Genomic DNA, 20,133 nt, shown 5'->3' on the forward strand with positions numbered 1-20,133 from the left:
CCCTCCGGCTGACCTCCCCGCCCCCTCGCCGGCGGCGGCCGCGCCGACGGGCCGAATGCGCTCGGAGCCACGGCCGCCGTCCGGCTATGCTGCGGGGTGCGGGCCGTTAGCTCAATTGGCAGAGCAGTGGACTTTTAATCCATTGGTTGTGGGTTCGAGTCCCACACGGCCTACCCGCAGGCGGTTGGTCTCGCCACCGCTGTCCTGCGTGAATGCGGCCCCACCGGTTCCGACCGGTGGGGCCGCAGCCTCTTCTCCCTCTGAACGGCAGTGCCGGCGAGCTACGTCTTCCGTGCCCGACCGCCGCCAGCGGTGCGCGCGGTCAACTCCTCGGTGGCTTCCCCCACATGCGGAAGGCCGCCCGCCGGCCACGTCCAACCATCGGCGCCCTCGCGGGTGTCGGCGGGTGGCGCCAGGGGTGCGGCGGCGGGTCTTGGGCTCGTCACTGACGTGTCACGACACAGCCACTGCGTCTGTAAACCGTGTTCACAGGCGCGCACCCCAGGCATACTCATTTTCGCCAACCCGCATATGCCATCCCTGGGGGGAAGAAATGCACGCGAAGTTCGCCATGCCCATCGTGACCGTCGCCGTCCTCGCCGCCGGCCTGACCGCCTGTGCCGAGCCGACGACCGTCAGCACCAAGCCCGTCAAGACCGAGGCCGCCGGCAAGGACGGTGGCGACAGCAAGCCCGCGAAGTCGGCGGACGAGCCGAAGAAGGACGCCGGCATCGGCGACACCCTCAGCCTCCACGGCATGGACGACGGCTCGCGGATCGACGTCACCCTGGTCAAGTGGGTCGACCCGGCCAAGAGCAGCGACGAGTTCATGACCCCCGCGAAGGGGAAGCGGTGGGTCGCCGCCCAGCTCCGCCTGACCAACGCCGGCACCGCCGTCTACTCCGACAGCCCCGGCAACGGGCTGACCGTCACCGACACCGACGGGCAGCAGTTCCAGACCACCTTCGGGGAGGTGACCGCGGGACCCGCGATGTCCAGCGACCTGCGCCTGACGAAGGGCGCGAAGGGGCTCGGGTGGGTCGTCTTCGAGGTGCCCAAGGCGTCGAAGATCACCAAGCTCCAGATGGCTCTCGACAGCGGCTTCGCCGACGAGACCGGCCAGTGGAACGTCAAGTAGCCGCCGGGGGATCGCCGTCGCGGTCCTGAGGGTGCGTCGTGGCGTCCGGTTTCGGGGCCCGGGCGCCCTACCGCGGGGCCCCCGTCCGGAGTTGCCGGACGGGGGCCCGAGGCGTGTGCGGGGTCGGACGGCGGGGTCAGCCGTCGCAGAACTTGAGGCGCTTCAGGGTGTCGTTGATGGCCTTGCCCTGGGCTTCGGTGAGCACGTTGTCGTGGTAGGTGAAGCTCCGGGCGGCCTCCGCGTCCGCCTGGGGGTCGTTGCTGTTGATGGCGCCGCACAGGTTGCGGGCGGCGTCGATGGCCTTGTCGGGGTCCTTGGCGAAGTCGGGGTTGATGGCCTGCAGGGCGGCGATGAGCGCGGCCCGGTCGGCTCCCGTGGGGGAGGCGGGGATCCCCGCCTCGGGCAGGGACTTCTCGGGGTCGGCCTGGGAGACCGGGGACGCGGACGACACGGCGGTCTCGGGCGCCGTGGTGGCGGTGTCGGTGGAGGAGCTGCAGCCGCTGAGGGCCGTGCCCGCGACGGCGAGCAGCAGTGCGGTTGCGGAGATGTGTGTGCGCATGTCGGGATTATGACCTTTCGCCCTGCCTTAGGTGGTGGAGGCGGCCCGCGGCAGGGGTGTGACATGCGGGGCAAGTCATCGGCCCCGGGGTGGTGGTGACGGACGGGCACGGCCCCGGCGGCCGCTACGCCGGGGTCGTGCCGCGGCGGCGGGCCTCGTCGGGGATGGGGAGTTCGAACCAGACGACCTTGCCCGTGCCCAGGCGCCGGGCGCCCCAGTGGTCGGCGAGGCGGTCGACGACGTACAGGCCGCGGCCGTTCTCGTCCTCTGGTCCGGCCCGGTGCACCCGGGGGACCAGGGGCGAGTCGTCGCCGACCTCGCAGCGCAGCACGTCGGTGCGCAGGAGGCGCAGGGTGATGGGGCGGGAGGCGAAGCGTACGGCGTTGGTGACGACCTCGCTGACGAGCAGTTCGGTCGTCTCCAGCATGGGGTCGAGGCCCCAGCGGTGCAGGGCGCGGCGGGTGAGGCGGCGGGCCCGGCAGGCGGTCTCGGGCTGGGGGGCGAGGTACCAGTAGGCGACGCTGTGCGTGGGGAAGCCGTCGAAGCGGGCGGCGAGCAGCGCGATGTCGTCGTCGCGGGAGCCGCCGGGGCCGAGGTCGCCGAGCGCCTGGTCGCACAGGGCTTCCAGGGGCGGCGGGACGAGGTCGCGGCCGGGGGTCTGGATGCGGGCGAGCAGGTTCTCCACGCCGGTCCAGATGTCGTGGCCGCGGGACTCGACCAGGCCGTCGGTGTAGAGGAGCAGCGTGGCCCCGGTGGGCGCGGGCATCTCGACGGTCTCGAAGTCGATGCCGCCGACGCCGATCGGCGCGCCCGCGGGTACGGGCAGCACCTCGCCCTTGCCGCCGGGGAGCAGCACGACGGGCGGCAGATGGCCGGCGTTGGCGATCAGCAGCCGGTGCGAGATGGGGTCGTAGACCGCGTACAGGCAGGTGGCGATGTGCTCGATGCCCAGCCGCTGGGCCTGCTCGTCGAGGTGGTGCAGGACCTCGTCCGGGGGCAGGTCGAGGCCGGCGAGGGCCTGCACGCTGGTGCGCAGCTGGCCCATGATCGCGGCGGAGGTCATCGAGTGGCCCATCACGTCTCCGACGACGAGCGCGACGCGGCTGCCGGGCAGCGGGATGGCGTCGTACCAGTCGCCGCCCACCCGCGCGGTCTCGGAGGCGGGCAGGTAGCGGCTGGCCAGCCGGACCCCGGTGGGCTCGGGGAGGGAGGCCGGGAGCATGGTGCGCTGCAGCGCGTCGGCGACGGACGCCTCGTGGCCGTACATCAGGGCCTTGTGGGCGCCGAGCGCGGTGTGGGTCGCCAGTTGCGAGGCGACCAGCAGGTCGTCGGCGGTGAAGGGGGCCCGCTCGGGCCGGCGCAGCAGGGTGAGGGTGCCCATGAGGCGGTTGCGGCCGTGCAGCGGGGCGATGATCAGGCGGCGGCCGGGTGGCAGCGTGCCGGGCGGGCCGACCACCGGGCCGAGCAGCTCCCTGACGGTGGTGGCGATGCCGGGGGCGTCGCCGAAGACCGGGCGGCCCTCCCGCAGCAGCCGGGTGAGCCGGCCGGTGGCGCTGAGCCGGACGCACTCCGACACCCCCCGCGCTCCGGGGCGGTTGACGCACCGGAGCGCTATCTGCGGCGGCTCCGGCGCGGCGGCCTCCGCGTCCGGTGACGGCAGCCCGGGGGGTGGCCGCTCCGGGGTGCGCCGCCGGGTGGGGTGCAGGTGCAGGACGACGGGACCCGCGGTGTCCCGGCCCTGCATGCCCTCCTGGGTCAGCAGCGGGTCGTGCAGATGGACGAAGATCACGTCGGCGAAGGCGGGGACGGCCGCCGTGTCCAGCTCGCGCAGCGTCTCGTCCAGGTCCATGCCGGCGGCGATGCGCCGGGTCGCGGCGTCGAGGTAGCGGAGCCGGTCGGTCTGCGGCTGCCCGGGCGCGCGGGGCGCGTCGGCGTCCCGGGGCCATGGCGTGCGCCGCTCGGGGGGTTCCGCTCCGCCCCCGGTGGGGCCGGGGTCTTCGCCTGGGGTGCGGTGCCGCGCCACGTCCTGGTCCCGTCCCGCCTCAGCCGATTCGCCGGCAACAGAGGAACACCTGTTCCTCCGGCGGTACGTCGCTGAAGGCCGGGGCGTAGGTGTACGAGAACTCCTTGACGATCTCGAAGCCGCCCGACTCGATGACGTGCAGCAACTCCTCCCGGAGGTAGCCGGAGACGCGGATGGTGCAGCCCAGGAACGGGATGGCGAAGTCGTCCACGTCGGCCTCCACCATCGACAGGGCGAACAGCCCGCCCGGGACCAGCAGATGGTGGATCGTGCGGAGGGCGTGCGGGATCTCGGCGCGCGGCAGCATCAGCAGGGAGAAGAAGGCCGCGACGGCGTCGAAGCGGCCCAGCGGGGCCGGGCCGCCGGGGCGCAGGTCGGCGATGTCCAGCTGGTGGAAGGTGGCGTGGGGGACGTACGTCCGGGCCAGTTCGAGCATGCCCTCGGACAGGTCGATGCCCACGACGTCGAACGCCGCGTCGCTCAGCTGCCGGGAGGTGGGGAGTCCGGTGCCGCAGCCGAGGTCCAGTACACGGGACCCGGGCGGCAGGGTGTCCACGAGCCACAGGCCGGCGGAGAACTGCCCCTCCTTGTGCGGGAAGGCCTCGTCGTAGCGGTCCCCGATGGCGTCGAACGCCTCGGCCTGGCCGCTCCGGTCAGGCCGGCCGCTCTCATAACCGCCCCACACGGTCTTGTCGATCACGAAAAATCCCTTTCGTGCCCACTTCGAATTATCCCATGGAGTCCTTTTGTCGCCTCTTGATGGAATCTGACCCTCTGGCCACGGGGGTCGCAGGAGCCACGGGACGGCACCGGGGTCACAAGGGGCGTCCGGGCCCTCTCTCTCCGTGCACGGGTGGTGCTGCCGTGCCGTCCGTTACGGACGGGGCGCGTGCGCCGGGGTGGACCACGCCCGTATCGTGGGGCCACCGCGAGCACGCCGGCCCGGGGCCGCTCCGCCGCGCGCACGCCGCCGACGCCCACCGCACTTGCCAGGAACCGGACCTCATATGACCGCACCCTCCTTGCACAGCCCCGCCGACATCGCCTCCCTCCCCGCGGAGGCGCGCGACGACCTGCGCGCCTACGCGGAGCTCGGCGGCTTCACGCTGACGACCGACACCCACGCCTGGTACGCGGCCGTGGACACCGTCGCCGGCCCCGAGGAGGCCCGCGCCGCCTCCACCGTCCTCGCGGAGCTGCGCGGCCGTGACCTGCCCGCGCTGCGCGCCGCCGCACGCCGCCTGGAGGAGTCCGAGGCCCTGGGCATCGACGCCCCCCGCACGGTGGCCGAGAGCGGCCGGGCCGTTTCGCTGCTGCTGCGGGTACGCCTGACGCTGCGCACGCTCAACGCCGACGTGTACGACGTGGCCGAGGCCGAGCTGGACGACCTGGTCGCCGCCACCGCGAGCGGCGCCTGGCGCCGGGGCCGCGGGGTGAAGGTCACCTGGCTGCGCCGCCGCTCGCTGCGGGGACGCGTCCGCGGGCTGGCCACCGGGCGGCCGCGGCGCGACGCCGCCCACACCGCCCTGGCCTCCGCGGCCTCCGAGCGCACCGACTGGGCCGCCCTCGGCGGCGCCGGCCGCCCGGCCGTCCCCACGGACGCGGACTTCCTCGACGACGCCTCCCGCGCCGCCGAGGCCGCCGTCACCGGGCTCACCGAACTGGGCCGCCTCCTGCGCCCCGAGGCCGCGCTGGACAGCCTGCCCTTCGAGGAGCTCGTGGAGCTCCTCGACCGCCTCGCCGCGGACGAGGGCACGCTGTACCGGCTGCCCAACCTCAAGGCCACCCGCGACCGCCTGGAGGAGCAGGGCCTCGGCGCGGTGCTCGCGGAGCTGACGGAACGTCGGGCGGACACGGCCGAGGTCGTCGCGCTGCTGGGCGAGGCGGAGACCCCCGTCGTCCCCGAACCGCGCGCCACGTCGGAAGCGGCGGAGGGGACTCCTGCGGAGCCGGAGCCGGAGGCCGTTGCCGAGGCTGCGGTGGTCGAGGCACCGGTGACGGAGGAAGCGTCGGCTGCTCCCGCTGAGGCGGAGGCGGAGCCGGTTGCCGCGGAGGCTCCTGCCGTGGAGCCCGAGCCGGTTGCTGAGGCTGAGCCCGTGACGGAGGAGGCACCTGCTCCCGTCGAGGCGGAGCCTGTTGCCGAGGCGCCGGTGGTCGCAGAGGCCCCCGCAGCCGAGCCCGAGCCCGAGCCGGTTGCGGAGGCTGCGCCTGCGGAGGTTGAGCCCGAGGCCGTCGTGGAGCCGGAGGCGGCGCCTGCAGAGCCGGAGCCGGTGGCGGAGGAAGCGCCTGCCGCCGAGCCCGAGCCCGAGCCCGAGGCGGAAGCCGTTGCGGAGCCCGTGACGGAGGAGGCACCTGCTCCCGTCGAGGCGGAGCCTGTCGCGGAGGCGCCGGTGGTCGAAGAGGCCCCCGCAGTCGAGCCCGAGTCTGAGCCCGAGCCGGAGCCGGTGGCGGAGGAAGCGCCTGCCGCCGAGCCCGAGCCCGAGGCGGAAGCCGTTGCGGAGCACGTGACGGAGGAGGCACCTGCTCCCGTCGAGGCGGAGCCTGTTGCCGAGGCGCCGGTGGTCGCAGAGGCCCCCGCTGCCGAGCCCGAGGAGGAGCCCGTTGCCGCGAACCCGGTGGGGCGGCGGCCGCGGAAGCCGTCGATCACGCCGGGGAAGGCCGTGACGGCGTACTCGGCGGAGGAACTGACCGCGCTGGTGCGGTGGATCGACGGCGACGGCGAGAAGCGGTCGGACGACGAACTGCTGCGTGCCGCGATGAAGGAGCTGGGCTTCGCCCGGCTGGGGCCGCGCATCAAGGAGGCCCTCGGCGCCGCCGTGGCCGAGGCGCGCGGCTGACGGGGCCGCGCGTCATCCGGCGCGCGGCAGGGGTTTGGCGACGACCCGCACCAGGACGGTGCGGGTCGTCGCGTTGTGGCAGGCGTCGGTGATGGTGGCGGTGAACGCGTCGGTGCCGGAGAAGTCCTCGTGCGGGGTGTACGAGAAGAGGCCGTTGCCCTGCTGGACGACGACGCCCCGCACGGGTTCGCTGTGGGCGGTGACGGCCGTACCGCTGCCGCTGACGCCCTTGAGGACGTCGCCGGTGGCGTGGCCGTGCGGGCCGGAGGTGACGCGCAGCAGGCCCGGTACGAGGGCGGGGCGGGGGACGACCCAGACGCGGTGGGCGGCGCGGTCGGAGACGTACAGCCGCCCGTCGGGGGCGAGGGCGGTGCCCCAGCGGGTGCGCGGGGAGGGGTAGAAGAGGGAGCCGTCCTCCGTGACCGCCAGCCCGTGGACCTCGCCCGTGGAGACCCGGGCGGTCCCCGGTACGGGGGTGACGCGGCCGTCGCGGTCGAGGCGCCGGACGCGGCCGTCGACGACGGCGTAGACGGTGCCGGCCCGGTCGGTGGCGAGGGCGTCGACGGTGGCGCCGGGGAAGGAGCGGACCGGGGCCTTGCCGCCGGGTGGGAGCCGCCGCAGCCCGCCGGCCACGCCGCCCGAGACGTACACGGAGCGGTCACCGCCGACAGCGATGGCGTCGTGCCGTCCGGCCTCGGTGAGCAGCGTGGTCGTGCGGTGGCCGTCGGCGCCCACGGAGACGGCCTTGCCCTCGCCGGAGACGTAGACCGTGCCGTCCGGGCCGACGGCCAGGCCGTACGGGGCGAAGTCGGTGGTCGTGAAGGTCGTGATGACGGGCGCGGCGCCGGCCGCGTCCGGGGTGACGCGGCGGACGGCGCGGTTGGCGGAGTCGGCGATGTAGAGGCGGCCCGCGGTGTCGGTGGCCAGCCCGGCCGGATCGTGCAGGGTGGCCGCGGTGGCGGCGGCGCCGTCCCCGCCGTGGCCGGGCGCGCCGGTGCCTGCGTAGGCGGCCGGGGACTGCGCCCCGGCCGCCTACGCAGGCACCGGCGCGCCGGGTGACCCATCGGGGGGTCGCCCGAACGGTGGCGCGTCCGCGCCAGGGCGTCCACCGGTGGGTCCGGTGTCGCGGTTACGCCACGGCGGACTCGCAGATTTAACCTCTTCGCCCTTGTCATGTCTGTTTCTACGCGCGTAACTTGAGCCGGTCCGCCGTGCGCTGCCCGTGGTTGACGGGCTGTTGGACCCGATAGGAGAAACCCTCGTGCCGATCGCCAGACCGAGCCGACACCGCAGCCGCGCCGCGGCGCTCGCGCTCATATCGACCGGAATCGCCGCGTCCGTCGTGCTGACCGGGCTGCCCGCCGCCCACGCGACCCCCTCCAGCGAGGCGGTCGTCGCCGAGGTGTACGGCGGCGGCGGCAACTCCGGCGCGACGCTGACCAACGACTTCGTGGAGCTCGCGAACGCCGGTTCGGCCGCGTACGACCTGGCCGGCTACAGCGTGCAGTACCTGCCCGGTACGCCGTCCGCCTCCTCCAAGTGGCAGGCGACCGCGCTGACCGGGTCGATCGCCCCCGGCGGCCGCTACCTCGTGTCGGAGTCCGCCGGCACCGGCGGCACGACGCCCCTGCCGGCCGCCGACGCCAGTGGCTCCATCGCCATGAGCGCCACCTCGGGCACCATCGCCCTGGTCAACGGCACCACCCCGCTGACCTGCATCACCGCCGCCGACTGCACCGCCGACCCGCGCGTGGTCGACCTCGTCGGCTTCGGCACCGCGGTCGTGCGCGAGGGCAGCGGCCCCGCGGCCGGTGCGAGCAACACCGCCGCTGTCGCCCGCGGCGCGTCCCTAGCCGACACCGACGACAACGCCGCCGACCTCACCGCCGGCGCGCCGACCCCCGTCAACGCCGCCGGGCAGACCCCGGGCGGCGGCACCCCGGACCCGACGCCCACCCCGGAGCCGACCGAGCCCGGCACCACCCGGATCCACGACATCCAGGGCACCACCCGGGTCTCCCCGCTCAAGGGCCAGACCGTCACCCGGGTCCCCGGCATCGTCACCGGCGTGCGCACCACCGGCTCCAAGGGCTACTGGATCCAGTCCACAGACGCAGAGGCCGACACCGACGCCCGCACCAGCGAGGCCGTGTTCGTCTACACCGGCTCCGTCACGCCCACCGTCGCCGTCGGCGACAAGGTGCTGGTGACCGGCAAGGTCTCCGAGTACTACCCGGGCACCGGCAGCCAGTCGGTCACCGAGGTCACCGGCCCGACCGCCACCGTGCTCTCGGCCGGCAACGCCCTGCCCGCGCCCGTCACGCTGGACGCCTCCACCGTCCCGGCGGCGTACGCGCCCGACGCCGGCGGCGGCAGCATCGAGGGTCTGCCGCTCGACCCGGCCGGGTACGCGCTGGACTTCTACGAGGCCCACGAGGGCGAGCTGGCGCGGTTCTCCGACGCCCGCGTCGTCGGCGGCACCACCCAGTACCACGAGGTCTGGGTGACCGTGAAGCCGGCCGAGAACCCCACCCGCCGCGGCGGCACGGTGTACGGCTCGTACGCCCAGCCCAACACCGGCCGCATCAAGGTCATGTCGATCGGCGCGGGCACCGACGTCCCGACCGCCGACGTCGGCGACAAGCTGGCCGGCACCACCACCGGAGCGATCGACTACGACGGCTTCGGCGGCTACAACCTCCAGGCCACGCAGTTGGGCACGCTGGTCGACAACGGCCTGGGGCGCGAGGTGACCCGCAAGCAGAAGGGCGGCGAGCTCGCGGTCGCCACCTACAACGTGGAGAACCTCGACCCCAGCGACCCCGCGGACAAGTTCGCGCGGCTCGCCGACGGCGTCGTCACCAGCCTCTCCTCGCCCGACATCGTGGCGCTGGAGGAGATCCAGGACAACAACGGCGCCACCGACGACGGCACGGTCGCCGCCGACCAGACGGTGCAGAAGTTCATCGACGCCATCGTCGCGGCCGGGGGCCCCCGCTACAGCTGGCGCTCCGTCGACCCCACGAACGACACCGACGGCGGTGAGCCCGGCGGCAACATCCGCCAGGTCTTCCTCTTCAACCCGCACCGCGTGCAGTTCACCGACCGCGCCGGCGGTGACGCCACCACCGCGGTCAAGGCGGTCAAGACCCGCAAGGGCGCGGAGCTGTCGGTCTCCCCGGGCCGGATCAACCCGGGCAGCGAAGCCTGGAACGCCAGCCGCAAGCCGCTGGTCGGCGAGTTCCGCTTCCACGGGAAGCCGGTCTTCGTCATCGCCAACCACTTCAACTCCAAGGGCGGCGACCAGCCGCTGCACAGCGTCAACCAGCAGCCGGTGCGCAGCTCCGAGACCCAGCGGAAGCTGCAGGCCACCGAGGTCAACACCTTCGTGAAGTCGCTGCTCGCGGCCGACCGGGACGCCAACGTCGTGGTCCTCGGCGACCTCAACGACTACGAGTTCTCCGGTACGGTGTCCACCCTCACCTCGGGCGGCGTGCTGAAGGACCTGCTGACCACGCTGCCCAAGTCCGAGCGCTACACCTACGTCTACGAGGGCAACTCGCAGTCGCTGGACCACATCCTGCTCAGCCCGGCGCTGCGTGACTTCGACTACGACGTGGTGCACATCAACGCGGAGTTCGCCGACCAGGCGAGCGACCACGACCCGCAGATCGTCCGCATCAAGCCGGACGGCTGCTGACCCACCCCTGCCCGAGGGCGGCACCGGCGCGACGCCGGTGCCGCCCTCGCGGCGTCGCGGCGTCAGCGCGTCACCGGGGGTCGGGCTCCGGGTCGGGGAACCCGCTGGCGGGCGTGTCGGCGCCGGTCCACGCGGCCAGCAGCTGCAGGGCCGCCTCGGAGGTGGAGCCGGGCTCGGCCGTGTGGATGCACACGAGCTGGTCGCTGTCGCCGGGGAAGAGCACGTGCTCGTACGACAGGGTGAGGTCGCCGACGACGGGGTGGTGGTAGAGCTTCACCCCGTGCAACCTCTGCCGCACGTTGTGGTCGGCCCACCAGGCGCGGAACTCGGCGCTCTTGATGGTCAGCTCGCCGACCAGCTCGGTCAGCCCCGGGTCGTCGGGGTGGCGCGCCGCGTCCAGGCGGAGGGCGGCGACCGCCTCGGCGGCGTGCTTGTCCCACTCCCGGTACAGGTCGCGGGCCGCGTCGTCGAGGAACATGAAGCGGGCGAGGTTGCGGTCGCGGTGCGGCAGCGCGTCGAAGTCGGTGATCAGCGTCCGGGCCAGCCGGTTCGCGGCCAGCACGTCTGTGCGGCGGCCGACGACGAACACGGGGGTGCGGTCGCCCAGCAGGTCCAGCACGCGGTGGACCTCGGGGCGCACCCGCTGCGGCCGCTGCGGCCTGCGGCGGGGCGGGGTGCGGTGCCGCGCCAGCTCGAAGAGGTACGCGCGCTCGGCCGCGTCCAGTCGCAGGGCGCGGGCGACGGCGTCCAGCACCGCCTCCGAGACATTCAGGTGCCTGCCCTGCTCCAAACGGGTGTAGTAATCGGTGCTCACCCCGGCCAGCCGCGCCAGCTCCTCCCGCCGCAACCCCGGCACACGGCGCGGCGCACCGCTGACGGTGATGCCGGCGTCCTGCGGGCTCAGCCGGTTCCTGCGGGCCCGCAGGAAGTCCCTGAGCTCGGCGTTGTGCTCCATGTGTTCCAGTATGGGCGGCCGATCATGAGGCGGCCCGGCGCGGCCGGACCCGCCGGCGGCTACCCGGACGGAGGCCGCTCCTCCAGGGGGTCCAGCCGCTCCAGCCGCTCCTGGAAGCGGTCCAGCATCTCCCTGAGCCGTTCCGCCTCCACCAGCAGCTCCTCGTGCAGTGGCCCCTCGTGCAGCGGTTCTTCGTGCAGCGGTTCTTCGGCGGCGCCCGGTCCGGGCGGTTCGCCGGTCACGTTCACCCAGGGCCCGGCCAGCCGCGCGAACTCCGCCGGCCGCAGCACCCGCAGCCCCGCCGCGCAGCGCCGGCAGGACGCCGTCAGCGCACGCCAGCCCGGCAGCCCGGTGCCGTCGCGCACGAACACCCGGGCGGCCCGCCCGCACCGGCAGGCGCCCATGCGCACGGTGCGCACCCGCTGCCGGGCGTAGCGCGTCCCGCGCTCGTACCGGGTGTACGTGCCCAGCACGCTCACCTGGAGCACCACCGCGTCCTGGCAGTCCGTCGCGCAGGTCAGGGCCTGTGCCTCGGCCGCCGTGTGCAGGCAGTAGAACCCGCAGTCGCAACCCCGGGCCGGGCTGCGGTGCCGCCGCCCGTAGCCGCACACGGCGTCGTCGAGGGCGCCGTACACGATCCGCCCGCCCAGCGACACGCCCCGGAAGCCCACGCGGGCGCCGTCGTGCGCCAGCATCGGGAAGGCCAGCTTGTACCCCGTGGGGGGCACCGCCGGCCGTTCCTCGGGCAACCGGCGGGCGAACCTCACCGTGCCGCGGCCTCGGCGGGCTCCGTCGCGGCGTCCGGGGCGGCGTCCGGGGCGCGGCCGGCGGGGGCCTTCTCCTCGTCCGCGAGCCGCTCCCGGCCCGGGAGCTCCTCGTCCGTCTCCTCCGCGTAGCCGTTCGCCAGTGCCCTGCCCAGCTTCATTGCGGCCTCCAAGATCGGGCGAATCCCCCGTACGGGGGGTACTCGGGCATCATGACGCACCGGGCCGCCGCCGGGGTAGGGCGCCTCGGCGCCCGGCCCGCCCCGATTTCCTGCCCGTTACACACAACTCCCCGCACGACCGGTGTGAATGACGGTGCGTCAGCGTAGGCTGGGAATGAGGGGAGGCGTCATGGACACGTACGTGACCATCGAGCTGGAGGGCGGCAAGGACCCGGCGGAGGACCTGCGCAGACTGGAGGTCTGGCTGCGGGCCGAGGAGGAACTGGCGCCGCTGGTCGTCCGCAGGGAGCGGCCCGCCGACGAGAGCATGGGCGTCGCCTACGACCTGCTCCTCATGATCCTCCAGGAGACGCTGCAGACCACCGCGCTCACACTGCTCCGCGCCCTGCGCAACCACCTGCGCAACCAGCCCGGCGACTCGCTCAGCGTCACCGTCCGCGCCGGGGACGTGGAGTGCGTCCTGACCGGCCGGGACGCCCTGACCCGTGGCGAACTGGAGGCGATGGCGGCCCGCATCCGCCAGACGCTGGAGAACTAGATCCGGGGAGAACCCGGTCCGGAGGAAGACGGCCCTGGGGAGGTCCGGCGGGCATGCCGTACGAACCGTTCGCGTCCCGGTCGCGGGCGGTCCTGATCGGGGTGTCCCAGTACGAGCACGCCCGTGACTTCTCCAACATCCCCTCCGCCAGGGCCAACGTGGCGCGGCTGCGGGCCGCCCTCGTCTCCGGCGCGCACGGCCGGTTCATCCCGCGGACCGTGGAGACCCTCGCCGAGCCGCGCACCCGCGACCGCGCGCTGCGGCTGATCGGCACCGCCGCCGCCCAGGCCCAGGACCTGCTGCTGGTCCACTTCACCGGGCACGGCTACGTCGACCTCGGCACCGGGGAGCCCGAGCTGTACCTGATGACCCGGGAGTCCACCAAGGACGGCGCCCGCCTCGACGGCATCCCGTACCGGGACCTGCTGAGACTGCTCGCCTCCTCGCGGGCCGAGCGTGTCGTCCTCGTCCTGGACTGCTGCTACTCCGGCAACGCCGGCCTGGTGCCGCTGCCCGAGCGGCCGTTCTCCCTGATCACCTCGTCGGCCGTCGGTTCCCGCATCCACAAGGGCGACGGCATCGACCCGACGCCCTTCACCGGGGCCCTGGTCCGGGTGCTGACCGAGGGTACCGACCCGTACGACCCGGTCACCGTGCAGCGCCTCGGGGTCCGGCTGCACGAACTGGCCGGGGAGTACGCCGCCACGCTCGACGAGCGGGTGGACTACGACCCCTGGTTCCCGACCGAGCGCTCCAGCAACAGCGCCGGCGACACCGTCCTGTCGCAGGCCCGGCTGACCCCGCGCCCCGCCCGCGGGACCCGCTGGCTGACGCCCTTGCGCCGGCTCGCCCAGTACGCCGGGTTCACCTGGACGTGGACGGCGGGACCCCACCAGCCGCTCTGGCACCGGGCCGTGGGCGCCGGCACCGCCCTGGCCCTGCTCGCGGGTGCCGTCACCGGCTGGACGTGGGCGCACCGCCCGGCTCCGCTGTGCCCCGCCCCGCTCGAACTGCGGGTGCTCACCTCGCCGGAGACCCGCGCCGCGCTCACCTCCGTGCTCGACGCCTTCCAGGACAGCGACGCCGCCGGCGCCACCGCGGCCCTCGGCGGCCGGCCCGAGGGCTGCGGCCAGATCAACACCACCGTGTACGCGGCCCCCACCGACCGCACCCTCGCCGCCTTCCGCGCCTCCGCCGCGTGGGCCGAACCGGAACGCGCCTGCGAGGACGCCGGGGACGGCGGGGACTGCGCGCTGCCGCTGCGGGACGTCGGGCCGCACCCGGACGTGTGGATACCGGCGGCCGGGACCGCCCCCACCCAGGTGCTGGCCGAGACCCGGCGTCCGGAGAGCGTCGTCGCCCTCGGCCGGCCGGTCACCCTCGCGCACTCCCCGGCCGTCCTCGCCGCGACCACCTCCCTGGAGGGCGTCGGGCGCACCGGCAGCACCGCGCAGCAACTGGTCGACGCCGCCCACGCGCAGGACGTGGTCGTCCGCAGCGCCGAACCGCACTCCTCGGACGCCGCCCTGGGCCAGCTGCTGCACCTGACGCCGGGCACCCGGGTCACCACCGACGCCGTGCCCCCTGCGGACGACCGGGCCCTGGCCTGTTCCGCCCGCACCTGGCTGGTCGAACGGCGGGGCACCCAACAGGCCCTCGTCATCGCCGAGTCCACCCTCGCCGGCCTCGTCACCCCGGCCCTGGAGTCCCGTCCCCCGTGCCTGGGCAACCAGTCCGACCCCTACACCGCCTACTACCCCGCCGACGTGCCACCCCTGGACCTCACCCTCGTACCGGTGACCTGGGAGACCGGCCGGGCCGACCGCGTCGTACGTGCCGAGGCGGTGCACCGGCTCGCCGTCTGGCTGCGCTCCGGTCCGGGGCAACGGGCGCTGGCCGCACAGGGCTTCCGCACGGACGTCACCGGGACGGCCGCGGCCGGCGGCACCCCGCTGGACAGCGCGATCTTCGTCGCCGACCCGCCGACGGGCGGCGCACCGCCCACCAGGAGGGCCATCGATGCCGCCCTGCGCGACCACGGCGAGGCCGCGGGCACCCGGCGCGACGTCCTCTTCGCCGTCGACGTCTCCAGCTCCTCCTACTCCGGGGCGAACGTCTCCGTCGTGCGCTCCGTCCTGGCCCGCGCGTCCGGCTACCGGTACGGCATCGCCGCGGTGCCCGGCCGCACCCTGCTGGCGCCGGGGCCGAACGACGCGGCCGCGCGGGACGCCGCGATCCGCGCGCTGGCACCGGTCGAGCGGGACGCCCCCGTGGCCGCCGCCCTGCGCCGGTGGTCCCGCGCCCTCGCCGGCTCCCCTGGCGCCCTGATCGTCCTCATCACCGACGACGAGGACAGCGCCCGGGCGGAGCCGCCGGACGTGGACGTCCCCGTACTGGTGGTCTCCCTGGAGAGCTACGGCTGCTCGCTGCGCTTCAACAAGGCGGTGACGGAGGGCGGCGGCGCCTGCCTGGCGGCCACGCAGGACCTTCCGGACCGGGTCGCGGAGACGATCACCCGCCTCACCTCGGGAGGGTCATGACAGCCCCGGGCCCCAGGAGCACGGGCGGCACCCTCCCGCCCGCGCGCTCCGTCCGCCGCCGGCGCCGCGCCCTGGGCGTCCTGCTCCTGCTGGCCGCCGCGGCCTGCAGCGGCCCCGCCGCGGCGCCGGGCCCGGCACCCGACCGCTCCCGGCCGCTGATCGTCGCCAGCGACGCCGACCTCACCGCCGGCGGGCAGCCCGGCGTCCGCCGTGCCCTGATCGACGCGTGGAACCGGCGCAACCCGGACCGGCCCGCCCGGCTCGTCGAGCTCCCCTCTGCCTCCGACGAGCAGCGCAGCGAGCTGATCGGCGCCTTCCAGTCCGGCACCGCCGCGTACGACGTGGTCAACCTCGACATCAGCTGGATCCCCGAGTTCGCCGACAGCGGGCTGCTGCGCCCGCTCGACCCCGCCCTCGTCGACGGGGACTTCCTGCCCCAGGCCGCGGACGCGGGCCGCTGGAAGGGCCGCACGTACGCGGTGCCCTTCAACACCGACGTCGGCCTGCTCTACTACCGCACCGACGACCTCGCCAAGGCCGGGCGCCGCCCCGCCGACCTGCGCGGCTACGCCAAGATCAGCGACCTGCTCGCCGACGTCCGCCCGCTCGGCCACCCCGCCTACACCACCCAGCTGCGCGCGTACGAGGGGCTGACGGTCAACACCCTGGAAGCCTTCTGGACCGCGGGCGTCGAACTCGTCGACGGCGACGGCCGCTACATCGGCACCGAGGACGGGCTGCGCGAGGGCCTGGACGAGCTCGGCCGGCTGGGTGCCGCCAACAACCTCAACCCGGAGTCCCTGGAGGCCGACGAGTCCGTCACGCTCGCGCAGTTCACCGAGGGTCAGAGCGTGCTGATGCGCAACTGGCCCTACGCCTACAACCGGCTCGACGCCGCCCTCGCCCCCGGTGTCCGCTTCGGTGTGGCCCGGCTCCCCGGCGTCGCCGCCCTCGGCGGTCAGAGCCTGGGGGTGGCGGCGACCAGCGACCGCCCGGACGACGCCGCGGACCTGATCCGCTTCCTGACCGGACGCGGCGCCCAACATGCCCTGCTCGGGGCGGGTTTCGCCCCCGCGCGGCGGTCTGCATACGGAGCCGGGGATGTCAACTGTGACGATCCTCACGACCCCCGTGCGTGGTTCCACGACCGTCCCGCGGGGCGCGGCTCGGAGCCCTCGCCCTCGCCGTCCGTCGCGACCCCCGGTTACACGACCCTGTTGTGGTGCGCGCTGCAGGCCGCCAGGGCCCGTCCGGCGACCGCGCACTACGTCACGTTCACCCGGGTCCTGCAGCGTGAAGTGCACGGAATGCTCGCGGCGCACCGCAGCGCCGACGCCACGGCGGAGCGTCTGGGCGGCCGTCTGGGGCGCGCGCTCGGCGGCCGGGGTCCGGGGTGACCATCACTCCTCGTGAGCGCGGCACTCCCTTCCGCATAACGACTGATGCACACTCACATTTCCCGTAGGTCACGGCAGTCACGGCCCAATGTCCGTGTATGTCCTGTCCATCCCCATAGATTCCCGTCATGAACTCGCTTGAGTGGCTTGGAATTGGCGGGCGCCTCTATTAACGTTCGATAACGCAGCGCGGTCATCCCGCCGCCGACAGGGCGGCGCCGTGCGCTTGCCGAATCCCGTCCGCGGGAACCGGGGAACCACTTCCTGGGGTGAATCGGGGGCCCTCCGCGGTCCTCGTAGGAGACCTTCCTGCTCCGAACCCGTCAGCTAACCCGGTAGGCGAGAAGGAAGGAAAGGAGCGCGCCCGCGTGGCGTCGAACGAGCCTGCCCTGATACCCGGACAGCAACAGGGGTCCGCAACCGCGTACTCCGAGTGGGACACCGCCGAGTGGAACATCGCCGCCGGCTGGAATCCCCCGGCAGCCGAGCAGGCACCGCCGACGAAGAACGCGATCGACGGCTGGGACACCGGCCAGTGGAACATGGCCGCCGGCTGGTTCGACGCGGCAGCCACCGAGGCGACGACCTCCCACGACACCCCGTCCGCGGGCTACGAGGCCGAGGGGTACGAGGCGCCCGAGGCCGCTCCCCCCGCCCCCGCCCAGCCGCTCCCCGAGCACATCGAGGCCTTCGACGGCACGGGGGACTTCGAGGACCCCGACACCTTCGAGAGCGCGCCCTACGAGGGCCCGCAGGCCGAGCCGTGGAACCCCACCGAGGAGTCCGCCGGCCCCCGTCGCGCCCGGCACCGCGTCGCCAAGCAGCGCTCCATGGGCCGCGGTTCGGCCGTCTTCGGGGTCGCGGCCGTGGCCGTGCTGGGCGTCGGAGGGGTCGCCACCGCGGAGGGCAAGAACCCGCTCCCCGTCTCCTTGCCCGAGGTGTCCCACCTGCCCGGCATCGGAGCCCTCGTCGGCGACGACAGCGCCCCCGAGGCCAAGCAGGTCGCCGAGGCCCTCAGCCCCGACGCGGGTGAGGCCCTGCGCAACCGCATCCTCGACCAGGCCCAGCAGCAGCGGAACGCCGCCGACCGGTCCGCCAGGAACGCCGCACAGCAGGAAGCGGTGGCCAAGGCCGCCAAGTCCGCGGCGGCGGAGCGGGTCCGCGCCGAGGCCGCCGCCAAGAAGAAGGCCGTGGCGGAGGCCGCGAAGAAGCTCGAGGCCGCCCGCCTGGCCGAGCTCGCCAAGAGCTTCGTCAAGCCGGTCACCTCGTACACGCTGACCGCCGGTTTCGGCGAGTCCAGCTCGCTGTGGGCCAACACCCACACCGGCCAGGACTTCGCCGCCCCGACCGGCACCCCGGTCAAGGCCATCCACAGCGGCACCATCACCGAGGCCGGCTGGGCCGGTTCGTACGGCTACCGCATCATCCTGACCCTCGACGACGGCACCGAGCTCTGGTACTGCCACCTCTCCTCGATGATCGTCACCTCCGGCAAGGTCAACACCGGTGACACCATCGGCCGGGTCGGCGCCACGGGCAACGTCACCGGCCCGCACCTGCACCTCGAGGTGCGCCCCGGTGGCGGCGACCCGATCGGCCCGATGGGCTGGCTGCGCAGCAAGGGCCTGTCCGTCTGAGCGACCGGCCCCACGGACTCCGGCGGTCCTGGTGACACCCCCCGTCACCCAGGGCCGCCGGTCCGTTTCGCGGGACGCCTACGGGACGCCTACGGGACGCCTACGGGACGCCTGCGGACGCTTACGGGACGACGAAGTTGTAGAGCTCCGCGATCCTCGGCGGTCCGCTCGGTTCGGGGAAACCGGACTCCTTGGCGGCGGGCAACATGATCTCCATGAAGGCCTCGAGCGCCTGCGCGGACTGCCAGACGTTCACCAGCCGCAGACCCTCGTTGGTGATCACGGCGGCATGCGAGAGCAGCCCCGCGGGAGGATGCTCGGGCCCGAACCCCGCGCGGTGGTTCGCCTCCTCGTACTGCAGGGCCGTCACACCGGGGAACTCGACCTCCGCCAGGACCGGCATGGGGACCTCCCGCTTCCCACCGACACGCCTACGCCCCAATTTCCTCCGGCTGCACCCCGGCCGCAATCCGGCCGGGGCCCGGCGACGAGGCCGGCGAGGCTAGAGGGCCTCCAGCCGGACGTCCGCCGAGTCGCACGCCGCCGTCTCGTCGGAGTACACCTCGCACACCGGACGTCCGTCGGGGGTCATCGTGTGCTCGACCTCCCAGAGACTGATCTCCTCGCCGGTCTCGAGCAGGAAGGCGTGCTCGTACAGCGTCCAGCCGGCGACCCGGCCGGTGCCGATCCGCGTGTGCCGCCCGGTGACGTACGCGATGTCGTGACCCACGGCCGAACCCAGCCGGCTGCGCAGCTCCTCGCCCGGTACGTCCGTGTTCTCGGCCCGCCGGAGCACCCGCCACGCGTGCTCCGCGGAGTGGTCCGCCGTGTACTGCCGGGGCCCCGGCGTCAGGTCCATCGCCATCTGCGGCAGCCGCGCCAGCCAGTCCGCGGCCTCCGCCTCCAGCTCCTCCGGGGAGGGCTCGCCGAAGCGTGCGTCGATCGCGTGCTGGGCGGCGGCCAGCTCGTCCGGGTCGGAGTACACCTCGTACAGCGGTTCGTCGTCGCCCGGGCCGGTGTTGTGCTCGATCTCCCACAGCAGCTGCGTACTGCCGTCGGCCAGCAGGAACGTGTGCCGCAACGTCCTGCGGCTCAGCCTGCGCGGCGGGCCCTTGCGCTGGCGGAAGGACGCCAGCTCCGTGCAGCCCATCAGCGCGGTCGCCAGCCGCCCCAGCACGCGGTCGTCGACGTCGAAGGCGTTCTGCGCCCTGGCCAGCACCACCTCGACGTCCGCCGGACCCGCCCCACCTGGTCGCGCGTTCCCCATGCGGTCCTCCTGCTCACGGCATTCCCCGCGCACCATTGCGAGCACTCAGCGTAGTGGCATCGACGCTCTGCGCGTCGGGTCTCCCGGAAAAATGGTGCACCCCCACCCGTAGGAGGCGCGTAAAACGCGAAACGCACGCTCCCTGCTGCCACTATGCGCCCATGCGCGCACTCTTCGTAGGCCTCTGCACCCTCGATGTCATCACCCTCGTCGACCACGTCCCGGCCCCGAACGAGAAACTCACCGCCCGCACCCAGACCGTCGCCGCCGGCGGCCCCGCGACCGGCGCCGCCGCCACCTTCGCCCACCTCGGCGGCGAGGCCGTCCTGCTCACCGCCTTCGGCGGGCACGCCCTCGCCGGCGCCATCGACGCCGACCTCGCGGCCCTCGGCGTCGACGTCATCAACCTCACCGCGGACTCCCCCGAACCCCCCGCGGTCTCGACCATCCTGGTCACCGCCGCCACCGGCGACCGCGCCGTCGCCTCCACCAACGTGGCCTCAGGGACGTCCGTGTCCCCGCCCGGAGACCTCTCCGTCCTCGTCGGCGACGCCGACGTCGTGCTCGTCGACGCCCACCACCCCGCCCTCGCCGTC

17 protein-coding genes, 1 tRNA gene and 1 riboswitch are annotated in these 20,133 nt (G+C 74.1%); of the genes, 9 read left to right on the forward strand and 9 right to left on the reverse strand.

What is annotated here, in order from left to right:
- The first annotated feature begins 100 nt into the window (after positions 1-100).
- A tRNA-Lys gene (locus tag PV350_RS31770) sits at positions 101-173 on the forward strand.
- A 398-nt stretch (positions 174-571) separates the two neighbouring features.
- On the forward strand, positions 572-1,138 hold the full coding sequence (locus PV350_RS31775; RefSeq protein ID WP_499512608.1) for a DUF4352 domain-containing protein: 567 nt from the start codon (positions 572-574) through the stop codon (positions 1,136-1,138).
- 136 nt (positions 1,139-1,274) lie between these two features.
- Here PV350_RS31775 and PV350_RS31780 read toward each other — a convergent pair whose 3' ends face one another.
- The 3 genes from PV350_RS31780 to PV350_RS31790 form a co-directional block, all read right to left on the reverse strand.
- Complete coding sequence (locus PV350_RS31780) at positions 1,275-1,697, reverse strand: hypothetical protein (RefSeq protein ID WP_499512607.1); 423 nt, start codon at positions 1,695-1,697, stop codon at positions 1,275-1,277.
- Between the two features lie 124 nt (positions 1,698-1,821).
- Entirely contained in the window at positions 1,822-3,720 is a 1,899-nt protein-coding gene (locus tag PV350_RS31785) for a SpoIIE family protein phosphatase (protein WP_500337241.1), read from the reverse strand.
- A 19-nt stretch (positions 3,721-3,739) separates the two neighbouring features.
- Complete coding sequence (locus PV350_RS31790; protein ID WP_499512605.1) at positions 3,740-4,420, reverse strand: class I SAM-dependent DNA methyltransferase; 681 nt, start codon at positions 4,418-4,420, stop codon at positions 3,740-3,742.
- A gap of 307 nt (positions 4,421-4,727) precedes the next feature.
- Between PV350_RS31790 and PV350_RS31795 the strand changes: the two genes are divergently transcribed.
- The gene (locus PV350_RS31795; RefSeq protein WP_500337242.1) at positions 4,728-6,557 is read left to right on the forward strand and encodes a hypothetical protein; all 1,830 of its coding nucleotides are present in this window, start codon (positions 4,728-4,730) and stop codon (positions 6,555-6,557) included.
- 12 nt (positions 6,558-6,569) lie between these two features.
- Here PV350_RS31795 and PV350_RS31800 read toward each other — a convergent pair whose 3' ends face one another.
- Entirely contained in the window at positions 6,570-7,292 is a 723-nt protein-coding gene (locus PV350_RS31800; RefSeq protein ID WP_500337243.1) for an Ig-like domain-containing protein, read from the reverse strand.
- Between the two features lie 580 nt (positions 7,293-7,872).
- On the opposite strand from PV350_RS31800, the gene PV350_RS31805 reads away from it, so the two are divergent.
- Entirely contained in the window at positions 7,873-10,257 is a 2,385-nt protein-coding gene (locus PV350_RS31805) for a DUF8508 domain-containing protein (protein ID WP_500337248.1), read from the forward strand.
- A gap of 70 nt (positions 10,258-10,327) precedes the next feature.
- Here PV350_RS31805 and PV350_RS31810 read toward each other — a convergent pair whose 3' ends face one another.
- From PV350_RS31810 to PV350_RS31820, 3 genes are read right to left on the reverse strand one after another with little or no spacing between them, the layout of a single operon-like run.
- Positions 10,328-11,212, reverse strand: coding sequence for a helix-turn-helix transcriptional regulator (locus PV350_RS31810; protein ID WP_499512602.1), 885 nt, complete (start codon positions 11,210-11,212; stop codon positions 10,328-10,330).
- Between the two features lie 59 nt (positions 11,213-11,271).
- Entirely contained in the window at positions 11,272-11,940 is a 669-nt protein-coding gene (locus PV350_RS31815) for a hypothetical protein (RefSeq protein ID WP_500337244.1), read from the reverse strand.
- 35 nt (positions 11,941-11,975) lie between these two features.
- The gene (locus PV350_RS31820; protein WP_499512600.1) at positions 11,976-12,137 is read right to left on the reverse strand and encodes a hypothetical protein; all 162 of its coding nucleotides are present in this window, start codon (positions 12,135-12,137) and stop codon (positions 11,976-11,978) included.
- A 190-nt stretch (positions 12,138-12,327) separates the two neighbouring features.
- Here PV350_RS31820 and PV350_RS31825 point away from each other — a divergent pair, with 190 nt between their 5' ends.
- The 4 genes from PV350_RS31825 to PV350_RS31840 all read left to right on the forward strand — a co-directional run bounded on the left by PV350_RS31825 (position 12,328) and on the right by PV350_RS31840 (position 18,270).
- The gene (locus tag PV350_RS31825) at positions 12,328-12,696 is read left to right on the forward strand and encodes an effector-associated constant component EACC1 (RefSeq protein WP_499512599.1); all 369 of its coding nucleotides are present in this window, start codon (positions 12,328-12,330) and stop codon (positions 12,694-12,696) included.
- Between the two features lie 53 nt (positions 12,697-12,749).
- A complete protein-coding gene (locus PV350_RS31830; RefSeq protein WP_500337245.1) occupies positions 12,750-15,236 on the forward strand; it encodes a caspase family protein in 2,487 nt (828 codons plus the stop codon).
- Positions 15,233-16,633: an extracellular solute-binding protein gene (locus PV350_RS31835; RefSeq protein WP_500337246.1), complete on the forward strand. Its 1,401-nt coding sequence runs from the start codon at positions 15,233-15,235 to the stop codon at positions 16,631-16,633. The genes PV350_RS31830 and PV350_RS31835 overlap by 4 nt, the downstream gene beginning before the upstream one ends.
- Positions 16,634-16,850: 217 nt before the next feature.
- Positions 16,851-16,990, forward strand: a riboswitch (cyclic di-AMP (ydaO/yuaA leader).
- A gap of 323 nt (positions 16,991-17,313) precedes the next feature.
- The gene (locus tag PV350_RS31840) at positions 17,314-18,270 is read left to right on the forward strand and encodes a M23 family metallopeptidase (protein ID WP_500337249.1); all 957 of its coding nucleotides are present in this window, start codon (positions 17,314-17,316) and stop codon (positions 18,268-18,270) included.
- A 121-nt stretch (positions 18,271-18,391) separates the two neighbouring features.
- On the opposite strand, the gene PV350_RS31845 is transcribed toward PV350_RS31840, so the two are convergent.
- Positions 18,392-18,673, reverse strand: a complete 282-nt coding sequence (locus PV350_RS31845) for a hypothetical protein (protein WP_499512596.1) — start codon at positions 18,671-18,673, stop codon at positions 18,392-18,394.
- A gap of 99 nt (positions 18,674-18,772) precedes the next feature.
- The gene (locus tag PV350_RS31850) at positions 18,773-19,537 is read right to left on the reverse strand and encodes a DUF6227 family protein (protein WP_499512595.1); all 765 of its coding nucleotides are present in this window, start codon (positions 19,535-19,537) and stop codon (positions 18,773-18,775) included.
- A 161-nt stretch (positions 19,538-19,698) separates the two neighbouring features.
- Here PV350_RS31850 and PV350_RS31855 point away from each other — a divergent pair.
- The coding region (locus PV350_RS31855; protein WP_500337247.1) for a PfkB family carbohydrate kinase at positions 19,699-20,133 on the forward strand (435 nt) is incomplete at its 3' end.

This window comes from Streptomyces sp. PA03-6a (assembly GCF_033792765.1).
In the GTDB taxonomy this organism is placed as follows: domain Bacteria; phylum Actinomycetota; class Actinomycetes; order Streptomycetales; family Streptomycetaceae; genus Actinacidiphila.